Here is a 17,059-nt window from a genome sequence, read left to right on the forward strand (position 1 = left end):
GCGCGCCGATACCGGTCCGGTCGAGGTCGCCGCGCACGGCGACGTCGTGGGCAGCGCGTGGGGCGCCGCGCTGTCGAGCTTCCTGTTCTTCGCCTCCGGGGCGGTGATCCCGGTGCTGCCGTGGATTTTCGGCCTCTCGAGCGTCACGGCCGTCGTGGTGGCGCTCGTGCTGGTGGGCGTCGCGCTCCTGTCGACGGGCGCCGCAGTGGGGCTCCTTTCCGGTGCGTCGCCGCTGCGGCGTGCGCTGCGACAGCTCGCGATCGGGTACAGCGCCGCGGCCGTGACGTACCTGCTCGGACTGCTGTTCGGGGTGTCGCTGACCTGACGCTTCGCGGTGCCGTCCGATTCGATGAACGTCCCGTGACGTGGTAGTGTCGTTCCTCGGTTGCGAAACCGAAAACCATCTGCGCGGGTGGCGGAATAGGTAGACGCGCTAGCTTGAGGTGCTAGTGCCCGTATAGGGCGTGGGGGTTCAAGTCCCCCCTCGCGCACAGCAGGTCGAAGGCCCCCGGAAGGGGGCCTTCGTCGTTCTGCGTGCGATGCGCGGCGGCGGCGTTCGCCCGCGTGAAGGATCAGATCCAGCCGCGCTCCTCGGCGACCAGCACCGCCTGCTGCCGGGTCTCGACGCCGAGCTTGGCCAGGATCGCCGACACGTGGTTGCGTACGGTGCCCGGCGCCAGAGACAGCCGCCGTGCGATCTCGCCCGTGGTTTCGCCTCTGCGGCCGGCCCGCAGCACGTCGATCTCGCGATCGGTCAGCGGGGGGCGTTCGTCGGTCAGCGCGTCGGCGGCCACCTCAGGGTCGATGTAGCGTCCGCCCGAAGCGACGCGGCGGATGACTTCGGCCACCTCGTCCGCACCCCGGGACTTGGGGAGGAACCCCGAGACGCCCGACGACAGGGCACGACGCAGCACGCCGGGCCGCGCGTGCCGGGTCACGACGATGCAGCGGGACGCGACGGCACGGGTCACCCGGGCGGCAACCTCGACGCCGTCCATGCCGGGCATCTCGAGGTCGAGGAGGCACACATCGGGCACGATGCGCAGCGCCTCGGCGAGCGCCTGCTCGCCGTCAGCGCACTCGGCGACGACGTCGATGTCGGGTTCCAGGCGCAGCAATGCCGCCAGTGCTGACCGGATCATGACCTCGTCGTCGGCGAGCAGCACGCGGATCATGCGGCCCCCTCCGTCACCGACGGAACCACCACCACGACCGAGAACTCGCCGTGGTCTCGGCGGACTTCGAACGTCCCGCCGGCATCCGACACGCGTCGGCCGATGCCCTCGAGTCCTGCGCCGTCGCGGCTCGCCTCCGATCCGCCGGTATCGTTGGCGATCCGGTACCGCCAGCCGGCTTTGTCCCGTGCCAGTTCCAGGTGAGCCCACACGCCTCCGCCATGGCGCAGCACATTCGTCGTGGTCTCGCGGATGATGGGTGCCAGCACCCGGTCCGGCGCCTCGTCGGCGTCCGGCGAGACGATGGTCTGCACCGCCGTTCCGGCCGCACGCAGCAGGTCGGCCGCATTCTCGATCTCGTCCCTGAGCGGAACCGAGCGGAACCGCGTGGCGAGGTCGCGCGTGCCCTGCCGCGCCTCGTCCACACTCGCCCGCGCCGCGCGCAGCTGCTCGAGCGCAGCCTCGGGTTCGCGTGACATCAGCCTCTCGGCCAGCTCGAGCTGGAGCGCGATCACCTGCAGGTGGTGACCCTGCAGATCATGGACGTCGGTCGCGACGCGCAGCCGCTCCTGCGTCGCTGCGAGGCGGGCCTCCGACGCGCGGGCGCGGTCGATGGCGATGAGGACGTCCCACCACCACAGGGACACCACCGTCATCGCCGGCATGAAGGTGCTGAAGAAGCCGACCAGCCACCAGTTGCCTGGCGGATCCGCAGCGAACGTGAGGCGCGCGTCGACGAACCACGCCGCGCCGAGCAGCATCGTCGCGGCGACGAGCATGCGAACGCGCACGCCCGCCGGCCAGTTCAGCAGCAGCACGGACTGCGCGAGGGGAAGAATCGCGATGAGCCATAGTCCGGAGGCGACGCCTGCCGCGCCCCCGAACACGGCCGCGACGAGCAGCGGTACGAGCAGTCGCGGCCATCGCGCCCACGTGCTCTCGTCGATGCGGTGGCGGTAGTCCAGCAGGAGCGGGACCGTCGATGCCGTCCACACCAGACCGCCCACTCCGACCACGAACAGCGTGGCGGGACCGCGGCCGGCCTCGAACAGCGCGCCCGCCCAGATGAAGACGACCATGACCTCGAAGAACACGACGGCCGAGAGCGTGTACCACCACGTGGCGGCGACGCCCCGCGTGAGGCGAAGCCCCCGGGTTGCGCCGGTGTCGGCCCGTCCGTGCGCAGACGACACGCGGGGGCTCATGCGTTCCACCATAGAGCCATGACACATGTCACCGTCCTTGCGGACGGTCCTCCCGGAGATCGGTGACATCGCGGCACTTACGGTCGGCGGCGGGTCCCTGTGGACTTGAGCCCGTCGGAGCCCACCGCTCCGGGAACTCCCTCCCCACCGCACCGAAAGAGAGATCGACATGAGCCTCATCGACACCTTCCAGGACCTCGTTGCGCGCGTCCCCGAACTGCTCCAGCCGCTGATCGTCGCAGCGGCGGGCGCGGTCCCGTTCATCGAGGGCGAGGGGGCCGCGACGATCGGGATCATCGGGGGTCTGAATCCGGTGGTCGCCGCGACGGCGGGGATCGTCGGCAACTTCCTCTGCGTCACCGTGCTGGTGCTGCTCGCCGCGCGGACGCGCTCGTCGGTCGTCAGGCATCACCGCGAACGCCGCCTGGTCGCGTCGGGTACCCCGGCGACGGCGGTGTCGTCGGATGCCGTCCGTCCTGGAACGCGCGATGACGGGGGCTCGGCTCGCAAGGCCAAGTTCCAGCGGGCATTCGAGCGTTACGGCGTGCCTGGCGTCAGCCTGCTCGGACCCCTGCTTCTTCCCACTCAGTTCACTGCCACGATGCTCGCCGGAGCAGGCGTCGGCGTCGCGCGGATCCTGGTGTGGCAGGGGGTCGCGATCGTCGGATGGACGACGCTTCTCACACTCATCGTGACGGGAGTGCTCTCGGTCGCCCGCTGATCGGCGCGCAGCCTTCCGGGCCTGACGCAGCGTCGCGGTCGGAAGGCCCGGTAAGTTGGATCGCATGCCCTCATCCGATCTCGGTCTGCCCGAAGTCGGCTCGGTGGCTCGGGATCTCATCCGCTTCGACACGACCAACCACGGCGGAGGACGCGCCGCAGGCGAACGTGAGGCGGCCGAGTACGTCGGCGCCTATCTCGAGGGCATCGGTCTCGCGCCCGAGTACTACGAGCCGATCCCGCGCCGCACGAACGTCATGGCGCGCGTGCCGGGCCGTGACCGCGACAAGCCCGCCCTGGTGCTGCACGGTCATCTCGATGTCGTCCCCGCCATCGCAGCGGACTGGAGCGTCGATCCGTTCGCGGGGGTCGTGAAGGACGGCATGCTCTGGGGCCGAGGTGCCGTGGACATGAAGGACATGGACGCCATGATCCTCACGGCGGTCGCCGACATCCTGCGCGCCGGCGAGCAGCCCGAGCGCGATCTCGTGCTGGCGTTCTTCGCCGACGAGGAGAACGGCGGCGTCGAGGGGTCGGCGCTCGTCGTCGAGAACCATCCCGAGTGGTTCGCCGGGGCGACGGAGGCGATCAGCGAAGTGGGCGGATACTCCATCCCGATCGGGGACCGGCACGCGTACCTGCTCCAGGTGGGGGAGAAGGCGCTCGTCTGGATCCGCCTGGTCGCGCGCGGGCGCGCCGCGCACGGCTCGAGCCTGCACGCCGACAACGCCGTGACGAGGCTGGCCGAGGCCGTCGCCGCACTGGGCCGCACCGCGTGGCCGGTGACCCTCACCGACACCACACGCGAGATGACCGAGCGCCTCGCAGACCTCACCGGCCAGACATCGGGCGACCCCGACGCGATCGCCGCGGCGACGGGCGCGGCAGCCGGATTCCTGCGCTCGACGCTGCGGACCACCACCAACCCGACCGGGCTCGTCGCCGGGTACAAGCACAACGTGATCCCCGACCGCGCCGAGGCGCTCGTCGACGTACGGGTGCTCCCGGGCACCGAGGAGGCCGCTCTGGCCGACATCCGCCGCATCGTGGGCGAGGGGGTCGACGTCGAGGTCGTCCACCAGGACATCGGCCTCGAAGCGCCGTTCTCGGGCGACCTGGTGGACGCCATGGTGGGTGCACTCGGGCGCCACGACCCCGGCGCACCGGTGATCCCGTACCTCATGGGGGGCGGCACCGACAACAAGGCGCTCGCCGCGCTCGGCATCACCGGCTACGGGTTCGCGCCGCTGCGGCTTCCCGCCGACCTCGACTTCACCGGCATGTTCCACGGTGTCGACGAGCGCGTTCCGATCGACGCGCTCGTCTTCGGCCGCACGGTGCTCGCCGACCTCCTCCGCACATACTGACCGGCACACGGATGCCGCGTGCCGCGGCATCCGTCCCGCAGAGCTGAAAGGCGCCCATGCTTCTCGAGGCGATCATCCTCGGCTTCGTCCAGGGCCTGACCGAGTTCCTGCCGATCTCGTCGAGCGCGCATCTGCGCATCCTGGGCGAGTTCCTGCCGTCGGCACAGGATCCGGGCGCCGCGTTCACCGCCATCACGCAGATCGGCACCGAAGCCGCCGTCGTCGTCTTCTTCTGGCGCGACATCGTGCGGATCATCGGACACTGGTTCCGCGCCCTCTTCGGACGCATCCCGCGCAACGACCCCGACGCGAAGATGGGGTGGCTGATCATCGTGGGAAGCATCCCGATCGTGGTGCTCGGACTGCTGTTCCAGGATCAGATCGAGACGACCCTCCGGTCGCTCTGGCTGGTCGCAGGAATGCTGATCTTCTTCGGCGTGCTGCTGGGCATCGCCGACCACGTCGGCGCGAAGAAGCGCAAGCTGCAGGACATCACCGTCGGCCACGGTGTCGTGTTCGGCCTGGCGCAGTCGCTCGCGCTCATCCCGGGGGTCTCGCGCTCAGGCGGCACGATCACCGCCGGGCTCTTCATGGGATACGAGCGGTCCGCCGCGGCGCGCTACGCGTTCCTGCTGGCGATCCCGGCCGTCTTCGGCAGCGGGTTCTACCAGCTGTTCAAGAGCTGGGATGAGCTCGGCGTGTTCACGCTCGGCGAGACGGCGCTGGCGACGGGTGTCGCGTTCGTCGTGGCGCTCGGGGTCATCGCGTTCTTCATGAACTGGATCTCCAAGCACAGCTTCCTGCCGTTCGTGGTCTACCGCGTCGCCCTCGGCTCACTGCTGCTGGTGCTGCTGAGCGTGGGCGTCATCCAGGCGTAGCGCCGACCGCGGGTCCGTCAGCGGCGCGGGTCGTCGCGGCCGGGCTTGGTCGGCCCGTCGCCGCCGCGGCGGAGGTAGCGCTCGAACTCCTGCGCGATCGCGTCCCCGGACGCCTCGGGTGAATCCCACGTGTCGCGCGTGTGCTCGAGCTGGCGGATGTACTCCGTCATCTCCTCGTCGTCGGCCGCAGCGGCGTCGATCGAGGCCTCCCAGGCGGCCGCCTCGGTCGCGAGGTCGCCGCGGGGGACAGGGGCGCCGGTGAGGTCCTCGAGCTTGTCGAGCAGCGCCAGGGTCGCCTTGGGCGACGGCGTGTGGCCCGCGACGTAGTGCGGCACGCTCGCCCACAGCGCGGCGGTCGGGATGCCCGCCGTCTCGGCGACGTGACCGAGCACGCTCAGGATGCCGGCGGGGCCTTCGTACGTGCTGCGCTCGAGGTCGAGCGCACCCCGCAGCGCGTCGTTGTCGCTGCCGGCGAACACCGAGATCGGACGCGTGTGCGGCACGTCCGACATCATCGAGCCGATGGCGACGAAGCCGGTGATGTCCTCCCGCAGCGCGAGGTCGATGAACTCCGAGGCGAACGCCTGCCAGGCGCGGGCCGGCTCCACGCCGGTGAGCAGCCAGAGCTGCGTGCCGCGCGTCGCCCGGGCCGGGCGCAGCAGCGTGGCCTCTGGCCAGCGCAGGGTGCGGCGTCCTTCGCCGTCGGTGGCGACGTGAGGGCGTGTGTACTGGTAGTCGAAGTACAGCTCGGGATCGACTGAGAACACGGTCTCGTAGTCGCCCCCCTCGCGCAGACGCGTGATGGCCGACGACGCGGCTTCGCCCGCGTCGTTCCAGCCGTCGAACGCGGCGACCAGAACACGGCGACCCAGTCCGTCCACAAGACCTCCTCCACCCCGGTGACGGGGTTCCCTCCAGGATAGGCCCCGGTCCCGCGGAGGGGTCCGCGACCCCTCGGTAGGATTGCACGGTGAATGCGCCACGCCTTGCGGCTGTCCTGTGGGACATGGACGGAACCCTCGTCGACACCGAGCCGTACTGGATGGCGGCCGAGACGCCGCTGATCGAGGGCTACGGCGGGACGTGGTCGCACGAGCAGGCGCTGAGCCTGGTCGGCCTCGGTCTCGAGGACTCGGCGCGCATCCTGCAGCAGACCGGCGTCCGAATGAGCGTCGACGGCATCGTCGACCACCTCACCGACGAGGTGATGCGCCAGCTCGCCACAGCGGGCGTCCCGTTCCGTCCGGGCGCCCGCGAGCTGCTCGCGAGCCTGCGGACCGCCGGCGTCAAGACTGCTCTGGTCACGATGTCGATGCGGCGCATGGCGACGACCGTTGTCGACCTGATCGACTTCGAGGCGTTCGACGTGATCGTCGCCGGCGACGACGCGACGCGTCCCAAGCCCTTCCCCGATCCCTACCTGCAGGCGTGCGAGGCGCTCGGTGTGACGCCCGACGAGGTGGTCGCCATCGAGGACTCGCCGAACGGGTTGCGCTCAGCGGTCGCGTCGGGGGCCGCCGTCATCGGCGTCCCGCTCATGGTGTCGCTCACGGGTGCGGGGGCACACGAGATCTGGCCGACGCTCGAGGGCCGCACGGTCGACGATCTGGCGCGGTTCCACGCGGCGCACCGCGAGAGCGCCGCAGCGACGGAAGGGTCCATCCGATGATCGCGCAGCCGCGCGGGCCGTTCCGCCTCGGAGACCGCGTCCAGCTGACCGGTCCGAAGGGCAGGCTGCACACCATCACGCTCCGCGAGGGCGGCGAACTGCACACTCACCACGGGGTGCTGAAGCACTCCGACCTCATCGGGGCGCCCGACGGCTCGGTCGTCGCGAACAGCGGCGGGCACGAGTATCTGGCACTGCGCCCGCTGCTGCGGGACTTCGTCATGTCGATGCCGCGCGGCGCGGCGATCGTGTACCCGAAGGATGCCGCGCAGATCCTCGCCGAGGCCGACATCTTCCCCGGCGCCACGGTCGTCGAAGCGGGGGTGGGCTCGGGTGCGCTGTCGCTGTGGCTTCTCCGCGCCATCGGCGTGGACGGGCGCCTCGTGTCGTTCGAGCGGCGCGAGGACTTCGCCGAGGTCGCCCGCGCGAACGTGGAGACGTTCACGGGCGAGGTCCCGCAGAACTGGGACGTCGTCGTGGGGGATCTCGCCGAGGACCTGCCGCGGACCGTGGTCGCGGCATCCGTCGACCGTGTCGTGCTCGACATGCTCGCCCCGTGGGAGTGCGTCGACGCCGTCGCCGACGCGCTCACGCCGGGCGGCGTCGTCGTCTGCTACGTCGCGACGGCGACGCAGCTCAGCCGCGTCGCGGAGTACATCCGCGGCACCGGCCTGTTCACCGAGCCCGACGCCAACGAGACCATGGTCCGCGGCTGGCACGTCGAGGGGCTCGCGGTACGTCCCGACCACCGCATGGTCGCCCACACCGGATTCCTCGTGTGGGCGCGGCGCCTCGCGCCCGGCGCAGTGCCGCCCGAGGTCAAGCGCCGGGCCTCGAAGTCGAGCTACGGCGACCAGGACGTCGAGCTGTGGACGCCCGGGGCCGTCGGCGACCGCGAGATCACCGACAAGAACCTTCGCAAGCGGGTGCGCGAGGCGCAGCGCGCCGCCGAGGGGGCCCGCCTGGCATCCGGCGGTTCGGACCTCCCCGACGAGTCCGCCTAAACTAGCCCGGTGCGCAAGATCCCTGCTGCCCTCGCCGTGCTGGGCCTCGTGACCGTCGGCCTCGCCGGCTGCTCGCTGCCCGGCGCCTCCGACTGCTCGCGCCCCGCCGTCTCCGACCCCGACGTGATGGACCTGATCACCGTCGAGGGAGAGACCGATGCCGAACCCGAGGTCGACGTGTACACGCCGCTGAAGGCGCAGCGCCTCGCCTACGAGGATGTCGTCACGGGCGAGGGCACCGCCATCACCGCGCCGAACCAGCTCATGGTCGTCGACGTCTCGGTCTACAACGGCGAGACCGGTGAGCCGATCGTCGCCACCGCATACGACGGCGACCTGTCGCGCGTGACCTCGCCGTCGCAGTGGACCCAGAACTTCCCGGGCTTCGAGGAGGCGCTCGACTGCGCCACCGACGGGTCGCGCATCGCCGTCGCGCTCTCGCCGGAAGACATGAGTGCCGAGGTCGCGTCGAGCTTCGGACTCGGCGAAGACGAGTCCGCGGTCGCCGTGATCGACATCCGCAAGGTGTACCTGGCCGCAGCCGACGGTGCGAACCAGTTCAACAGCGGGTTCGGACTGCCGAGCGTCGTGCGGGCTCCCGGCGGCCGCCCCGGGCTCATCATTCCCGACGGCGCCGCGCCGGAGGAGCTCGTCGTCCAGACCATCAAGAAGGGCGACGGCGCCGAGGTCACCGGCGACGAGCCGGTGCGCGTGCACTACACGGGCGTGGTGTGGGGCGAGGACGATGAGTTCGACTCGACGTGGGATGGCGAAGCCGCATCCGTGACCCTCGACGGCGTGGTCCCCGGCTTCGCGGACGCCCTCGAGGGGCAGACCGTCGGATCGCAGGTGCTGGTCGTCATCCCGCCCGAGCTCGGCTACGGCGACCAGGAGCAGGGAGCCATCCCGGCCGGATCCACGCTCGTGTTCGTGATCGACATCGTCGGGCTCGACGCCGCGCCGGAGGCCTGAGCGCGGCGCCGGGACGCAGCCCCGATCCGGACCTAAGATAGGCGAGTGCCTGCCACTGCGCCCGCGAAGATCCCGCCGGAGGAGCGTCTGGTCAACCTCGTGGTCGCGCTCATCGCGACCGATCAGGGGCTGACCAAGGACACCATCCTCACGTCGGTCGCGGGCTACCGCGAGCAGACCGAAGCTGGGGCGTCGAAGGACGCGCTCGAGAAGATGTTCGAGCGCGACAAGGAGGCGCTTCGGGGCCTCGGCGTGCCGATCGAGACGATCGGCGACTGGGCCGATCCCGACGATCTGCGTGAGGCGCGCTACCGCGTGCCGAGCGCCGAGTACGAGCTCCCCGAAGACATCGATTTCACGCCCGCCGAGCTCGCGCTGCTGAACCTTGCGGGCGGCGTGTGGAGCGAGAGCTCGATGTCGGACGACGCCCGCAGCGGTCTGCGCAAGATCCGCGCGCTCGGCGATCTCGTGGACGAGCCCATCATCGGATTCTCGCCTCGCCTGAGCCTGCGCGATCCGGCGTTCCTGCCGCTGCAGCAGGCGATCGAGCAGAGTCGTGTCGTCGCGTTCCCCTACCTGAAGCCGGGCGAGGCGGCGCCGCGCACGCGCCGCGTGCAGCCGCTGGCGCTCGTCGAGTACGAGGCCCGCTGGCACGTGTTCGGAATCGACCAGGATGCGCGCGCCGACCGCACGTTCCTTCTCTCGCGCATCGTCGGTCCGGTGTCGGTCACGCGTGTGTCATTCGATCCCGCGCTGCGCGAGGGGGCGGGGGAGCGTGCCCTCGCGGGGCTCGAAGAGGTCGCCGCGCGCACCATCGCGCTGCTCGAGGTCAACCCGGGCACCGAGGCGGCACTGCGCCTTGCGCGCCGAGCGCGACCCGCCGAGCAGGGGATCCACGTGCCGTACGTCGACGCCCACATCTTCGCCGACGAACTCGCGTCGTACGGCCCCGAGGTGCGCGTCGTCGAGCCCGCCGACCTCCGCGACCGGGTCATCGAGCGGCTCGCGGCGACGCGCGACCTGCACGGAGGAGTCTCATGACCGCGCGCAGACCGCTCGTCGCGACCGATCGCGCGGCGCTCATGCTGCAGCTCGTTCCATACCTCGTCGGCAAGGGTGAGGTGTCGCTCGCCGAGGCGGCCGCGGAGTTCGACGTCACGCCCGAGCAGATGCGCTCGATGGTCGAGAAGCTGACCGTGATCGGCCTCCCGGGCGAGCGCGGCTACTGGCAGATGGCCAACGACCTGTTCGACATCGACTGGGACCTGCTGGACGGGCGGGACCTCATCGTCATCACCAACTCGGTCGCCCTCGAACGCTCCCCGAAACTCACCGCACGCGAGGCGGCGGCGCTGCTCGCAGGACTCCAGCTCGCGCGATCGATCCCGGGCGTCGGCGACACCGACCTCTACGCGGGACTCCTCGCCAAGCTCGCGCGCGGCGCATCGGCGACTCCGGCCGAGGTCATCCTCGCACCCGAGCCGGTCGACGCCGTGCGCGACCTCGTGGCAGCAGCGCTTCGTCGGCGCGTCGCCGTCTCGTTCACGTACAAGGCGCCGGATGCCGCGCCCACGACCCGCACTGTAGACCCCGTGAAGGTCCACATCGCGAGCGGGCAGTGGTACCTGCAGGGCTGGTGCCACCTGCGCGAGGCGATGCGCACGTTCCACCTCGATCGGGTCAGCGCGCTGGAGCTCACTGACATCCCGATCTCGCACGCCGGCGACCCCGCGCCGGACTGGTTCTCGTCGGGCGCAGGAGACATCGTCGCGCGCGTGCGATTCCCCGACTCGGTGGCTCCGCTTCTCGGCGACTACCTCGAGCGCGCCGCCCTCGAGGCGTCGGGTGGCATGACCACCGCGACGATGCGGGTGGCTGACGAGCTCAGCCTCCGGCGGCTCGCGGCGCGCCGCGGCGGGATCGTCGAGGTGCTCGAGCCTCCCGCTGCGCGGCGGGCGGTCGCCGAGTGGGCCGAGGCGGGACTCGCGCAGTATCGCTGAACGCGAGCGGTCCCCCAGCGGGGGTTACACTGAGACCGACCCGCCGAAAGGATCTCTCATGTTTGGCAACGCATTCAGCGGTTGGCATCTGCTGATCATCCTGGCAGTCATCCTGCTGCTGTTCGGCGCCGCGAAGCTGCCGGCTCTCGCAAAGAGCATGGGCCAGTCCGCTCGCGTCTTCAAGGGCGAGATGAAGGCGATGAAGGAGGACGACAAGCCGGCCGACGCCGCGACGTCCACCTCGGTCGACGCGACATCCACTGCTGCTTCCGGCACCACTGACGGCGCACCCGACTCCAAGCCCTAGCGGATGGTCGCAACAACCGGCTCCGCGTCCATCGACGGCCCGGAGGCGCCCAAGCGCGACAAGAGGATGTCGCTCGGGCAGCATCTGGTCGAGTTGCGCAAGCGGTTGATGATCGCTGCCCTCGCGCTTGTCGTGGGCATGGTGGTCGCCTATTTCCTCACCGACCCGATCATCCGACTCATCACCGAGCCGATCTTCATCGTCGCGGAGCGTCGCGGTGAGACGGGCAAGGTGGAGCTCATGTACGCGACGATCACGGGGCCGTTCGACATGCGCCTGCGCATCTCGTTCGCGATCGGCATCCTCATCTCGGCGCCTATATGGATCTGGCAGATCTGGGCCTTCATCATGCCCGGGCTCACGCGCAAAGAGGTCCGTTACACCATCGGCTTCATGGCGGCGGCGATCCCACTCTTCTTCGCCGGCTGCTATGTGGGCCTTCTCGTGATGCCGCACATCGTCGAGCTCATGGCGGTGTTCGCACCCGCTCAAGCGGCGCAGTTCTACGACGCGCTCCTGTATTACGACTTCGTCTTCAAGCTGCTCGTCGTGGTCGGTGTGTCGTTCGTCGTGCCGGTGTTCCTCGTCGCGTTGAACCTCGCAGGCATCATGTCGGGGCGAGCGATCGTCAAGGGATGGCGTGTGGCCGTCCTGATCGCGACCCTGTTCGCCGCGCTCGCAACGCCCGCTGCTGATGTCGTCAGCATGCTGATGCTCGCGGGCATCCTCGTCGTCCTCTTCTTCGCCGCCGCCGGCCTGTCGATGCTCTTCGACAGGCGCAAGGCGAAGCGGAGCGCGAGCATCCTGCCTCCGGAGCCGGGCGCGTGATCGATCCCGGTCCTTCCGAGCGGTACGCGAAGGCGCGCGAGGCCGCGGAGCTCGACCGGAGTCACCCGATCACGGCGGCCTTCGCCGCGTCACAGCGGTTCTCGCTCGACCCTTTCCAGCTCGCGGGATGCCGCGCCCTCGAGAACGGGCGGAGCGTCCTGGTCGCGGCGCCCACGGGCGCCGGCAAGACGATCATCGGCGAGTTCGCCGTGCACCTGGCCATGCGCGAGCCAGGCGACAAGGCGTTCTACACGACGCCGATGAAGGCATTGTCGAACCAGAAGTTCCGCGAGCTCCAGGACGTCTACGGGCCCGACGAGGTCGGGCTCCTCACCGGCGACACCAACATCAACGGCAACGCACGCGTCGTCGTCATGACCACCGAAGTTCTCCGGAACATGCTGTATGCGGACTCCCCGGCGCTGCGCGGCCTCCGCTACGTCGTCATGGACGAGGTGCACTACCTCGCCGACCGATTCCGCGGCGCCGTGTGGGAGGAGGTCATCATCCACCTCGCCCCCAGCGTGCGGCTGGTCTCGCTGTCGGCGACGGTGTCGAACGCCGAGGAGTTCGGCGACTGGCTCGACACCGTGCGCGGCGACACCGAGGTGATCGTCTCCGAGACCCGTCCCGTCCCTCTCGAGCAGCACGTCCTGGTGCGCGGCGACCTGCTGCCGCTGTTCGACGACCGCGCGGGCGTCGCCACCGCGCAGGTCAACCAGGAGCTCATGCGCATCCGGTCCTTCAAGGGCTCGAACTTCGACAACAACCGCCGCGTCCAGTCCGCGAACAGCGCGCGACACGCCGGGTACGAGGCATCCCGTCGCCGCCCGAACCGCGGGGTGAAGCGGCCGGTCCGCTCGGCGAACGTCCAGCGCGTCGAACGGCTCGACCGGCCGGACGTCGTCGAACTGCTCTCGCGATCGAACCTCCTTCCGGCGATCTTCTTCATCTTCAGCCGCGTCGGCTGCGACGCCGCGGTGCAGCAGGTGCGGCGGGGCTGCGTGCGGCTGACGTCGCAGGACGAGCGCCGTGAGATCCGCGCGATCGTCGAGGAGCGCACGCGCTCGCTGCCCGACGAGGATCTGGCCGTGCTCGGCTACTGGCAGTGGCTCGACAACCTCGAGCGCGGCGTCGCCTCGCACCACGCGGGCCTGCTGCCGGCCTTCAAAGAGGTCGTTGAGGAGTTGTTCCGGCGCAAGCTCGTGAAAGTGGTGTTCGCCACCGAGACGCTCGCGCTCGGCATCAACATGCCCGCACGCACTGTCGTGCTCGAAAAGCTCGAGAAGTTCAACGGCGAGGCGCGCGTGGCCATCACCTCGGGGGAGTACACCCAGCTCACCGGTCGTGCCGGCCGGCGCGGAATCGACGTCGAGGGCCACGCGGTCATCCAGTGGACAGAAGGACTCGACCCTCAGGCGGTGGCGGCTCTCGCCTCGCGGCGCACGTACCCGCTGAACTCGAGCTTCCGTCCGACGTACAACATGGCAGTGAATCTCATCGACCAGTTCGGCAGGGCCCGCGCCCGCGAGATCCTGGAGTCGTCGTTCGCCCAGTTCCAGGCGGACCGCGCGGTGGTCGGCCTCGCACGCCAGGTGCGCGACCAGGAGGACTCGCTGGCGGGCTATCAGAAGGCGATGACGTGCGATCGCGGCGACTTCACCGAGTACTCGTCGATCCGGCGGGAGCTCAGCGACATCGAGAAGCTCAACCGCAAGGACGCGAACGCGAACGCGTCGCGGCGCACGCGCGACGAGCGGCAGCGTCAGATCTCGAGCCTGCGCAAGCGGATGCAGCGGCATCCGTGTCATGGGTGTCCTGACCGCGAGCAGCATGCGCGGTGGGCCGAGCGGTACTGGAAGCTCAAGCGCGAGATCGACAGGCTGCGTCACCAGATCGAGACGCGCACCGGGACGGTCGCCCGCATCTTCGACCGCGTCGTCGACGTGCTGGGCGAGCTGGAGTACGTGCGGGTCGCCGACGACGGCACTGCGGCCCTCACGCCCTCCGGACGCACGATGCGGCGCATCTACGGCGAGCGGGATCTCCTCGTGGCCGAATCGCTGCGCCGGGGCCTCTGGAAAGACCTGGATGCCGCGTCGCTGGCCGCGCTGGCGTGCTCGCTGGTCTACGAGCCTCGGCGCGACGATGCGGGGCCGGGGGAGCGCGGCCTGCCGCGCGGGCCGTTCCGCGCGGCCTTCACGGCGACGCTCGACCTGTGGCAGCGGCTGGACGACCTGGAGCGCGAGCACCACCTGCCGGGGTCCGAGCCGATCTCATCCGGGCTCGCGACCGCGATGCATATGTGGGCGCGCGACGGCATGCTCGACCGCGTGCTCGGCGAGGCCGACATGGCCGCGGGTGATTTCGTGCGGTGGGCGAAGCAGACGATCGACCTGCTGGACCAACTGTCGCTGGTCGCCGAACAGCCGATCGCGGGAACAGCTCGCAAGGCCCTCGACGCCGTGCGGCGCGGCATCGTCGCCTACTCGGGTGTCTGAGCCGGTCGCCGTGGCGCTCGCTTAGGGTTGTCTCCGTGCCCGAAGCCGCTCCGCTGCGCCCTCTCCTGCCGCTGTGGGCAGCCGTGCCCGTCTCGGCGGTCGGCGGCGTCCTCCTCGACGTCGCCTTCCCGTCGGTCGCGTGGTGGCCCATGGCATTCATCTCCGTCGCGCTGGCCCTGGTCGCGCTGATCGGGCGACGCCTCGGCGGCGCTCTCCTTGCCGGGCTGGCGTACGGTCTCGCGTTCTACCTCCTGAACGTGGACTTCACCGCGGAGTGGGTGGGCCCGGTACCGTGGCTGGCGCTGTCGGGGTTCGAGTCCCTCTTCGTCGCTGCGGGGGCGGCACTCATCGCGCTCGCCTACCGCTGGGTTTCCCACGTCACGACATCGAGACGCCGACGGATGCTGATGACTGCCGTGCTCGTGGCGGGCCTGTGGACGGCGCGTGAGGCTGTCACCGGGGGGTTCCCCTACGGCGGGTTCCCGTGGGGCCGCGTCGGCACGACCCAGGTGAGCGGACCGTTCGCCGAGGTGGTGTCGTGGACAGGCACTGCGGGGATCACCTTCCTCGTCGTCGCGCTCGCCGCGGCCGCGATCGAGGTCGTGCGGGTGCCGCGCGCGGGGCGCCATCGGGGCATCCGCGATCTTCTTCCCGTGGCCGTGCTGGCCACGCTCGTCGCGACGTTCGCGGTCGTACCCGCTTGGGCGACCACCGCGTCGGGAACGATGCGGGTCGCGAGCGTCCAGGGGAACGGGCCGGCGGGGTACTTCGACGAGCGCCGTGCCGGAGACGTGCTCGAGTCCCAGTATGAGGCGACGCGGCCGCTATTCGGCGAAGAGGATGTCGACGTCGTGCTGTGGCCAGAGGGCGGCGTCGACCTGGATCCCGCCGAGTCGCGGGGCGCGGCGGCCGCGCTCGACCGCGTCTCCCGGGAATTGGACGCGCCCCTGGTGGCCAACCTCATCGACCTGCGCGGAGACGAGTACTTCAACACGTCATTCCTCTGGCGGGTGGGTGCGGGCATCGAGCAGACGTACGACAAGCGCAACCCGGTGCCCTTCGGCGAGTACGTCCCCGACCGGGACTTCTACGAATCCATCGCGCCCGACCTCATCCGGATGATCGGGCGTGACTACACCCCGGGGACGAACCCTCCGGTCTTCGACATCGACGGAACGCCGGCGGGCCTCGCGATCTGCTTCGACGTCATCTACGACTCGCTCATCCGGGAGGGCGCCGTCGACGGGGCGGAGCTGTACCTGTTCCAGACGAACAACGCGGACTTCCGCGGCACCGACGAGAACCTGCAGCAGCTGGCCGTCGCGCGACTGCGCGCGATCGAGACCGGCCGGGCGGTGGTGAACCTGTCGACGGTGGGTACGAGTCAGGTCATCGCCCCCGACGGCAGCACGATCGACGGACTGCCTGCGGACGAGCCCGGCAGCATGCTGACCGACGTGCCCCTGCGCACCGGGCTTACGCCGGCGGTCGTCCTGGGGCCGTGGATCGACGCGCTGCTGTCGTGGGGGAGTGTCGCGGGACTTGCCGCTGTCGGCGGGATCATTGCGCTGCGTCAGCGGCACGCGAAAACGCCGACCCCGTAGGGTCGGCGTTGCGCGTCGGACGCGTCGTCAGGCGCTGAGCTTGTCGACGGTCATGTCTTCGCCGGCGCCGCGGCGCGCGCGCACGTAGGCGAGGCGCTCTTCGAGCAGTTCCTCGAGCTCGGGGAGGGTGCGGCGCTCGAGCAGCATGTCCCAGTGACTGCGGGGCGTCTTGTCGCCAGAGTGGTCGACGGTGGCGGTGCTGTCGCCGACGCGGAGCAGCGCCTCGGCGCCACAGGTGCGGCACTCCCATGCCGGGGGGACCTCGGCATCGGCCGCGAAGGTCAGGGTGGTGTCACGTCCGCAAGACGTGCACGTGTAGATGTGCTGTGCGCGCTCATGGAACACGACGCCCTCTTCGCTCTGTAGGCTCTGGGCGCCGAGTCGGATGCCGCGCAGACTGCGGTCTGCCATTGTGTGGTCCTCTCGTCGCTGTACAGGTATAACGGTGAGACCTGGGGGGATCATCCGAACGGAGGGGGTTCCTCAGGATTTCACAGTGGATGCACAGCGGGTGCGCGGAGGTCTTCCGCGCTCGTTCTCGGGTCCTCTCAGGCTAACGTCTTCAGCGCGACGTCGGTGCGGTCGGTGACGATGCCGTCGACACCCATCGCGACGAGCCGGTGCATATCGTCGGGCTCGTTGACGGTCCACACGTGCACCTCGACGCCGTGTCGGTGCGCGGCGTCGATCAGGCGCGGCGTCACCACGCGCAGGCGGCCCTGCCGCTCCGGCACCTGCAGTGCGTCGACGCCCGCGAGCGTGCGGGCGACCAGGCGGTCCGAGCGAGATGCGACCGCCGCGAGCACGCGGGCGACGGTCCTGCTGCCGG

Annotated in this window: 18 protein-coding genes and 1 tRNA gene; 14 read left to right on the forward strand and 5 right to left on the reverse strand. The window is 70.2% G+C overall.

The annotated features are described in order from the left end of the window. Both EIO58_RS04305 and EIO58_RS04310 read left to right on the forward strand, forming a co-directional pair. Positions 1–325: VIT1/CCC1 transporter family protein (locus EIO58_RS04305; RefSeq protein WP_205789127.1), on the forward strand; the 325-nt coding region annotated here is incomplete at its 5' end. A gap of 81 nt (positions 326–406) precedes the next feature. Further along, a tRNA-Leu gene (locus EIO58_RS04310) sits at positions 407–491 on the forward strand. Positions 492–572: 81 nt separating this feature from the next. Here EIO58_RS04310 and EIO58_RS04315 read toward each other — a convergent pair. Next, positions 573–1,175, reverse strand: a complete 603-nt coding sequence (locus EIO58_RS04315) for a response regulator transcription factor (RefSeq protein WP_127818449.1) — start codon at positions 1,173–1,175, stop codon at positions 573–575. Continuing rightward, a complete protein-coding gene (locus EIO58_RS04320; protein WP_127818450.1) occupies positions 1,172–2,380 on the reverse strand; it encodes a sensor histidine kinase in 1,209 nt (402 codons plus the stop codon). The genes EIO58_RS04315 and EIO58_RS04320 overlap by 4 nt, the downstream gene beginning before the upstream one ends. 169 nt (positions 2,381–2,549) lie before the next feature. On the opposite strand from EIO58_RS04320, the gene EIO58_RS04325 reads away from it, so the two are divergent. The 3 genes from EIO58_RS04325 to EIO58_RS04335 all read left to right on the forward strand — a co-directional run bounded on the left by EIO58_RS04325 (position 2,550) and on the right by EIO58_RS04335 (position 5,345). Continuing rightward, a complete protein-coding gene (locus tag EIO58_RS04325; RefSeq protein ID WP_127818451.1) occupies positions 2,550–3,101 on the forward strand; it encodes a small multidrug efflux protein in 552 nt (183 codons plus the stop codon). A gap of 64 nt (positions 3,102–3,165) precedes the next feature. Continuing rightward, positions 3,166–4,467 carry a M20/M25/M40 family metallo-hydrolase gene (locus tag EIO58_RS04330; RefSeq protein WP_127818452.1) on the forward strand — a complete coding sequence of 434 codons (1,302 nt, stop codon included), beginning with the start codon at positions 3,166–3,168 and terminating at the stop codon, positions 4,465–4,467. A 56-nt stretch (positions 4,468–4,523) separates the two neighbouring features. Next, the gene (locus EIO58_RS04335; protein WP_127818453.1) at positions 4,524–5,345 is read left to right on the forward strand and encodes an undecaprenyl-diphosphate phosphatase; all 822 of its coding nucleotides are present in this window, start codon (positions 4,524–4,526) and stop codon (positions 5,343–5,345) included. A gap of 17 nt (positions 5,346–5,362) precedes the next feature. Here EIO58_RS04335 and EIO58_RS04340 read toward each other — a convergent pair whose 3' ends face one another. Then, positions 5,363–6,226, reverse strand: a complete 864-nt coding sequence (locus EIO58_RS04340; protein ID WP_127818454.1) for a PAC2 family protein — start codon at positions 6,224–6,226, stop codon at positions 5,363–5,365. An 89-nt stretch (positions 6,227–6,315) separates the two neighbouring features. Here EIO58_RS04340 and EIO58_RS04345 point away from each other — a divergent pair, with 89 nt between their 5' ends. From EIO58_RS04345 to lnt, 9 genes are all read left to right on the forward strand, one after another. After that, positions 6,316–7,014, forward strand: a complete 699-nt coding sequence (locus tag EIO58_RS04345; protein ID WP_127818455.1) for an HAD family hydrolase — start codon at positions 6,316–6,318, stop codon at positions 7,012–7,014. Continuing rightward, positions 7,011–8,018 (forward strand): tRNA (adenine-N1)-methyltransferase, encoded by a 1,008-nt coding sequence (locus EIO58_RS04350; RefSeq protein WP_127818456.1) that lies wholly within the window; start codon positions 7,011–7,013, stop codon positions 8,016–8,018. The genes EIO58_RS04345 and EIO58_RS04350 overlap by 4 nt, the downstream gene beginning before the upstream one ends. Before the next feature lie 9 nt (positions 8,019–8,027). Beyond that, on the forward strand, positions 8,028–8,990 hold the full coding sequence (locus EIO58_RS04355) for an FKBP-type peptidyl-prolyl cis-trans isomerase (protein ID WP_127818457.1): 963 nt from the start codon (positions 8,028–8,030) through the stop codon (positions 8,988–8,990). 45 nt (positions 8,991–9,035) lie between these two features. Next, positions 9,036–10,031 carry a helix-turn-helix transcriptional regulator gene (locus tag EIO58_RS04360; RefSeq protein WP_127818458.1) on the forward strand — a complete coding sequence of 332 codons (996 nt, stop codon included), beginning with the start codon at positions 9,036–9,038 and terminating at the stop codon, positions 10,029–10,031. Further along, the gene (locus EIO58_RS04365) at positions 10,028–10,990 is read left to right on the forward strand and encodes a helix-turn-helix transcriptional regulator (protein ID WP_127818459.1); all 963 of its coding nucleotides are present in this window, start codon (positions 10,028–10,030) and stop codon (positions 10,988–10,990) included. Before EIO58_RS04360 ends, EIO58_RS04365 begins: the two co-directional genes overlap by 4 nt. 58 nt (positions 10,991–11,048) lie before the next feature. Next, positions 11,049–11,297, forward strand: coding sequence for a Sec-independent protein translocase subunit TatA (tatA, locus tag EIO58_RS04370; RefSeq protein WP_127818460.1), 249 nt, complete (start codon positions 11,049–11,051; stop codon positions 11,295–11,297). Between the two features lie 66 nt (positions 11,298–11,363). Next, positions 11,364–12,125, forward strand: a complete 762-nt coding sequence (gene tatC, locus EIO58_RS04375; protein ID WP_127818464.1) for a twin-arginine translocase subunit TatC — start codon at positions 11,364–11,366, stop codon at positions 12,123–12,125. Further along, positions 12,122–14,626 carry a DEAD/DEAH box helicase gene (locus EIO58_RS04380; RefSeq protein WP_127818461.1) on the forward strand — a complete coding sequence of 835 codons (2,505 nt, stop codon included), beginning with the start codon at positions 12,122–12,124 and terminating at the stop codon, positions 14,624–14,626. The genes tatC and EIO58_RS04380 overlap by 4 nt, the downstream gene beginning before the upstream one ends. A gap of 35 nt (positions 14,627–14,661) precedes the next feature. Further along, on the forward strand, positions 14,662–16,230 hold the full coding sequence (gene lnt, locus EIO58_RS04385; protein WP_127818462.1) for an apolipoprotein N-acyltransferase: 1,569 nt from the start codon (positions 14,662–14,664) through the stop codon (positions 16,228–16,230). A 27-nt stretch (positions 16,231–16,257) separates the two neighbouring features. Here lnt and EIO58_RS04390 read toward each other — a convergent pair whose 3' ends face one another. Together EIO58_RS04390 and EIO58_RS04395 are read right to left on the reverse strand one after the other, a co-directional pair. Continuing rightward, positions 16,258–16,641, reverse strand: a complete 384-nt coding sequence (locus EIO58_RS04390) for an RNA polymerase-binding protein RbpA (RefSeq protein WP_127818463.1) — start codon at positions 16,639–16,641, stop codon at positions 16,258–16,260. 137 nt (positions 16,642–16,778) lie between these two features. Continuing rightward, positions 16,779–17,059 (reverse strand): glycerophosphodiester phosphodiesterase family protein (locus EIO58_RS04395; RefSeq protein WP_274543187.1); only part of this gene is annotated, 281 nt, incomplete at its 5' end.

The organism is Microbacterium sp. CPCC 204701, from assembly GCF_004010105.1.
Lineage (GTDB): Bacteria > Actinomycetota > Actinomycetes > Actinomycetales > Microbacteriaceae > Microbacterium.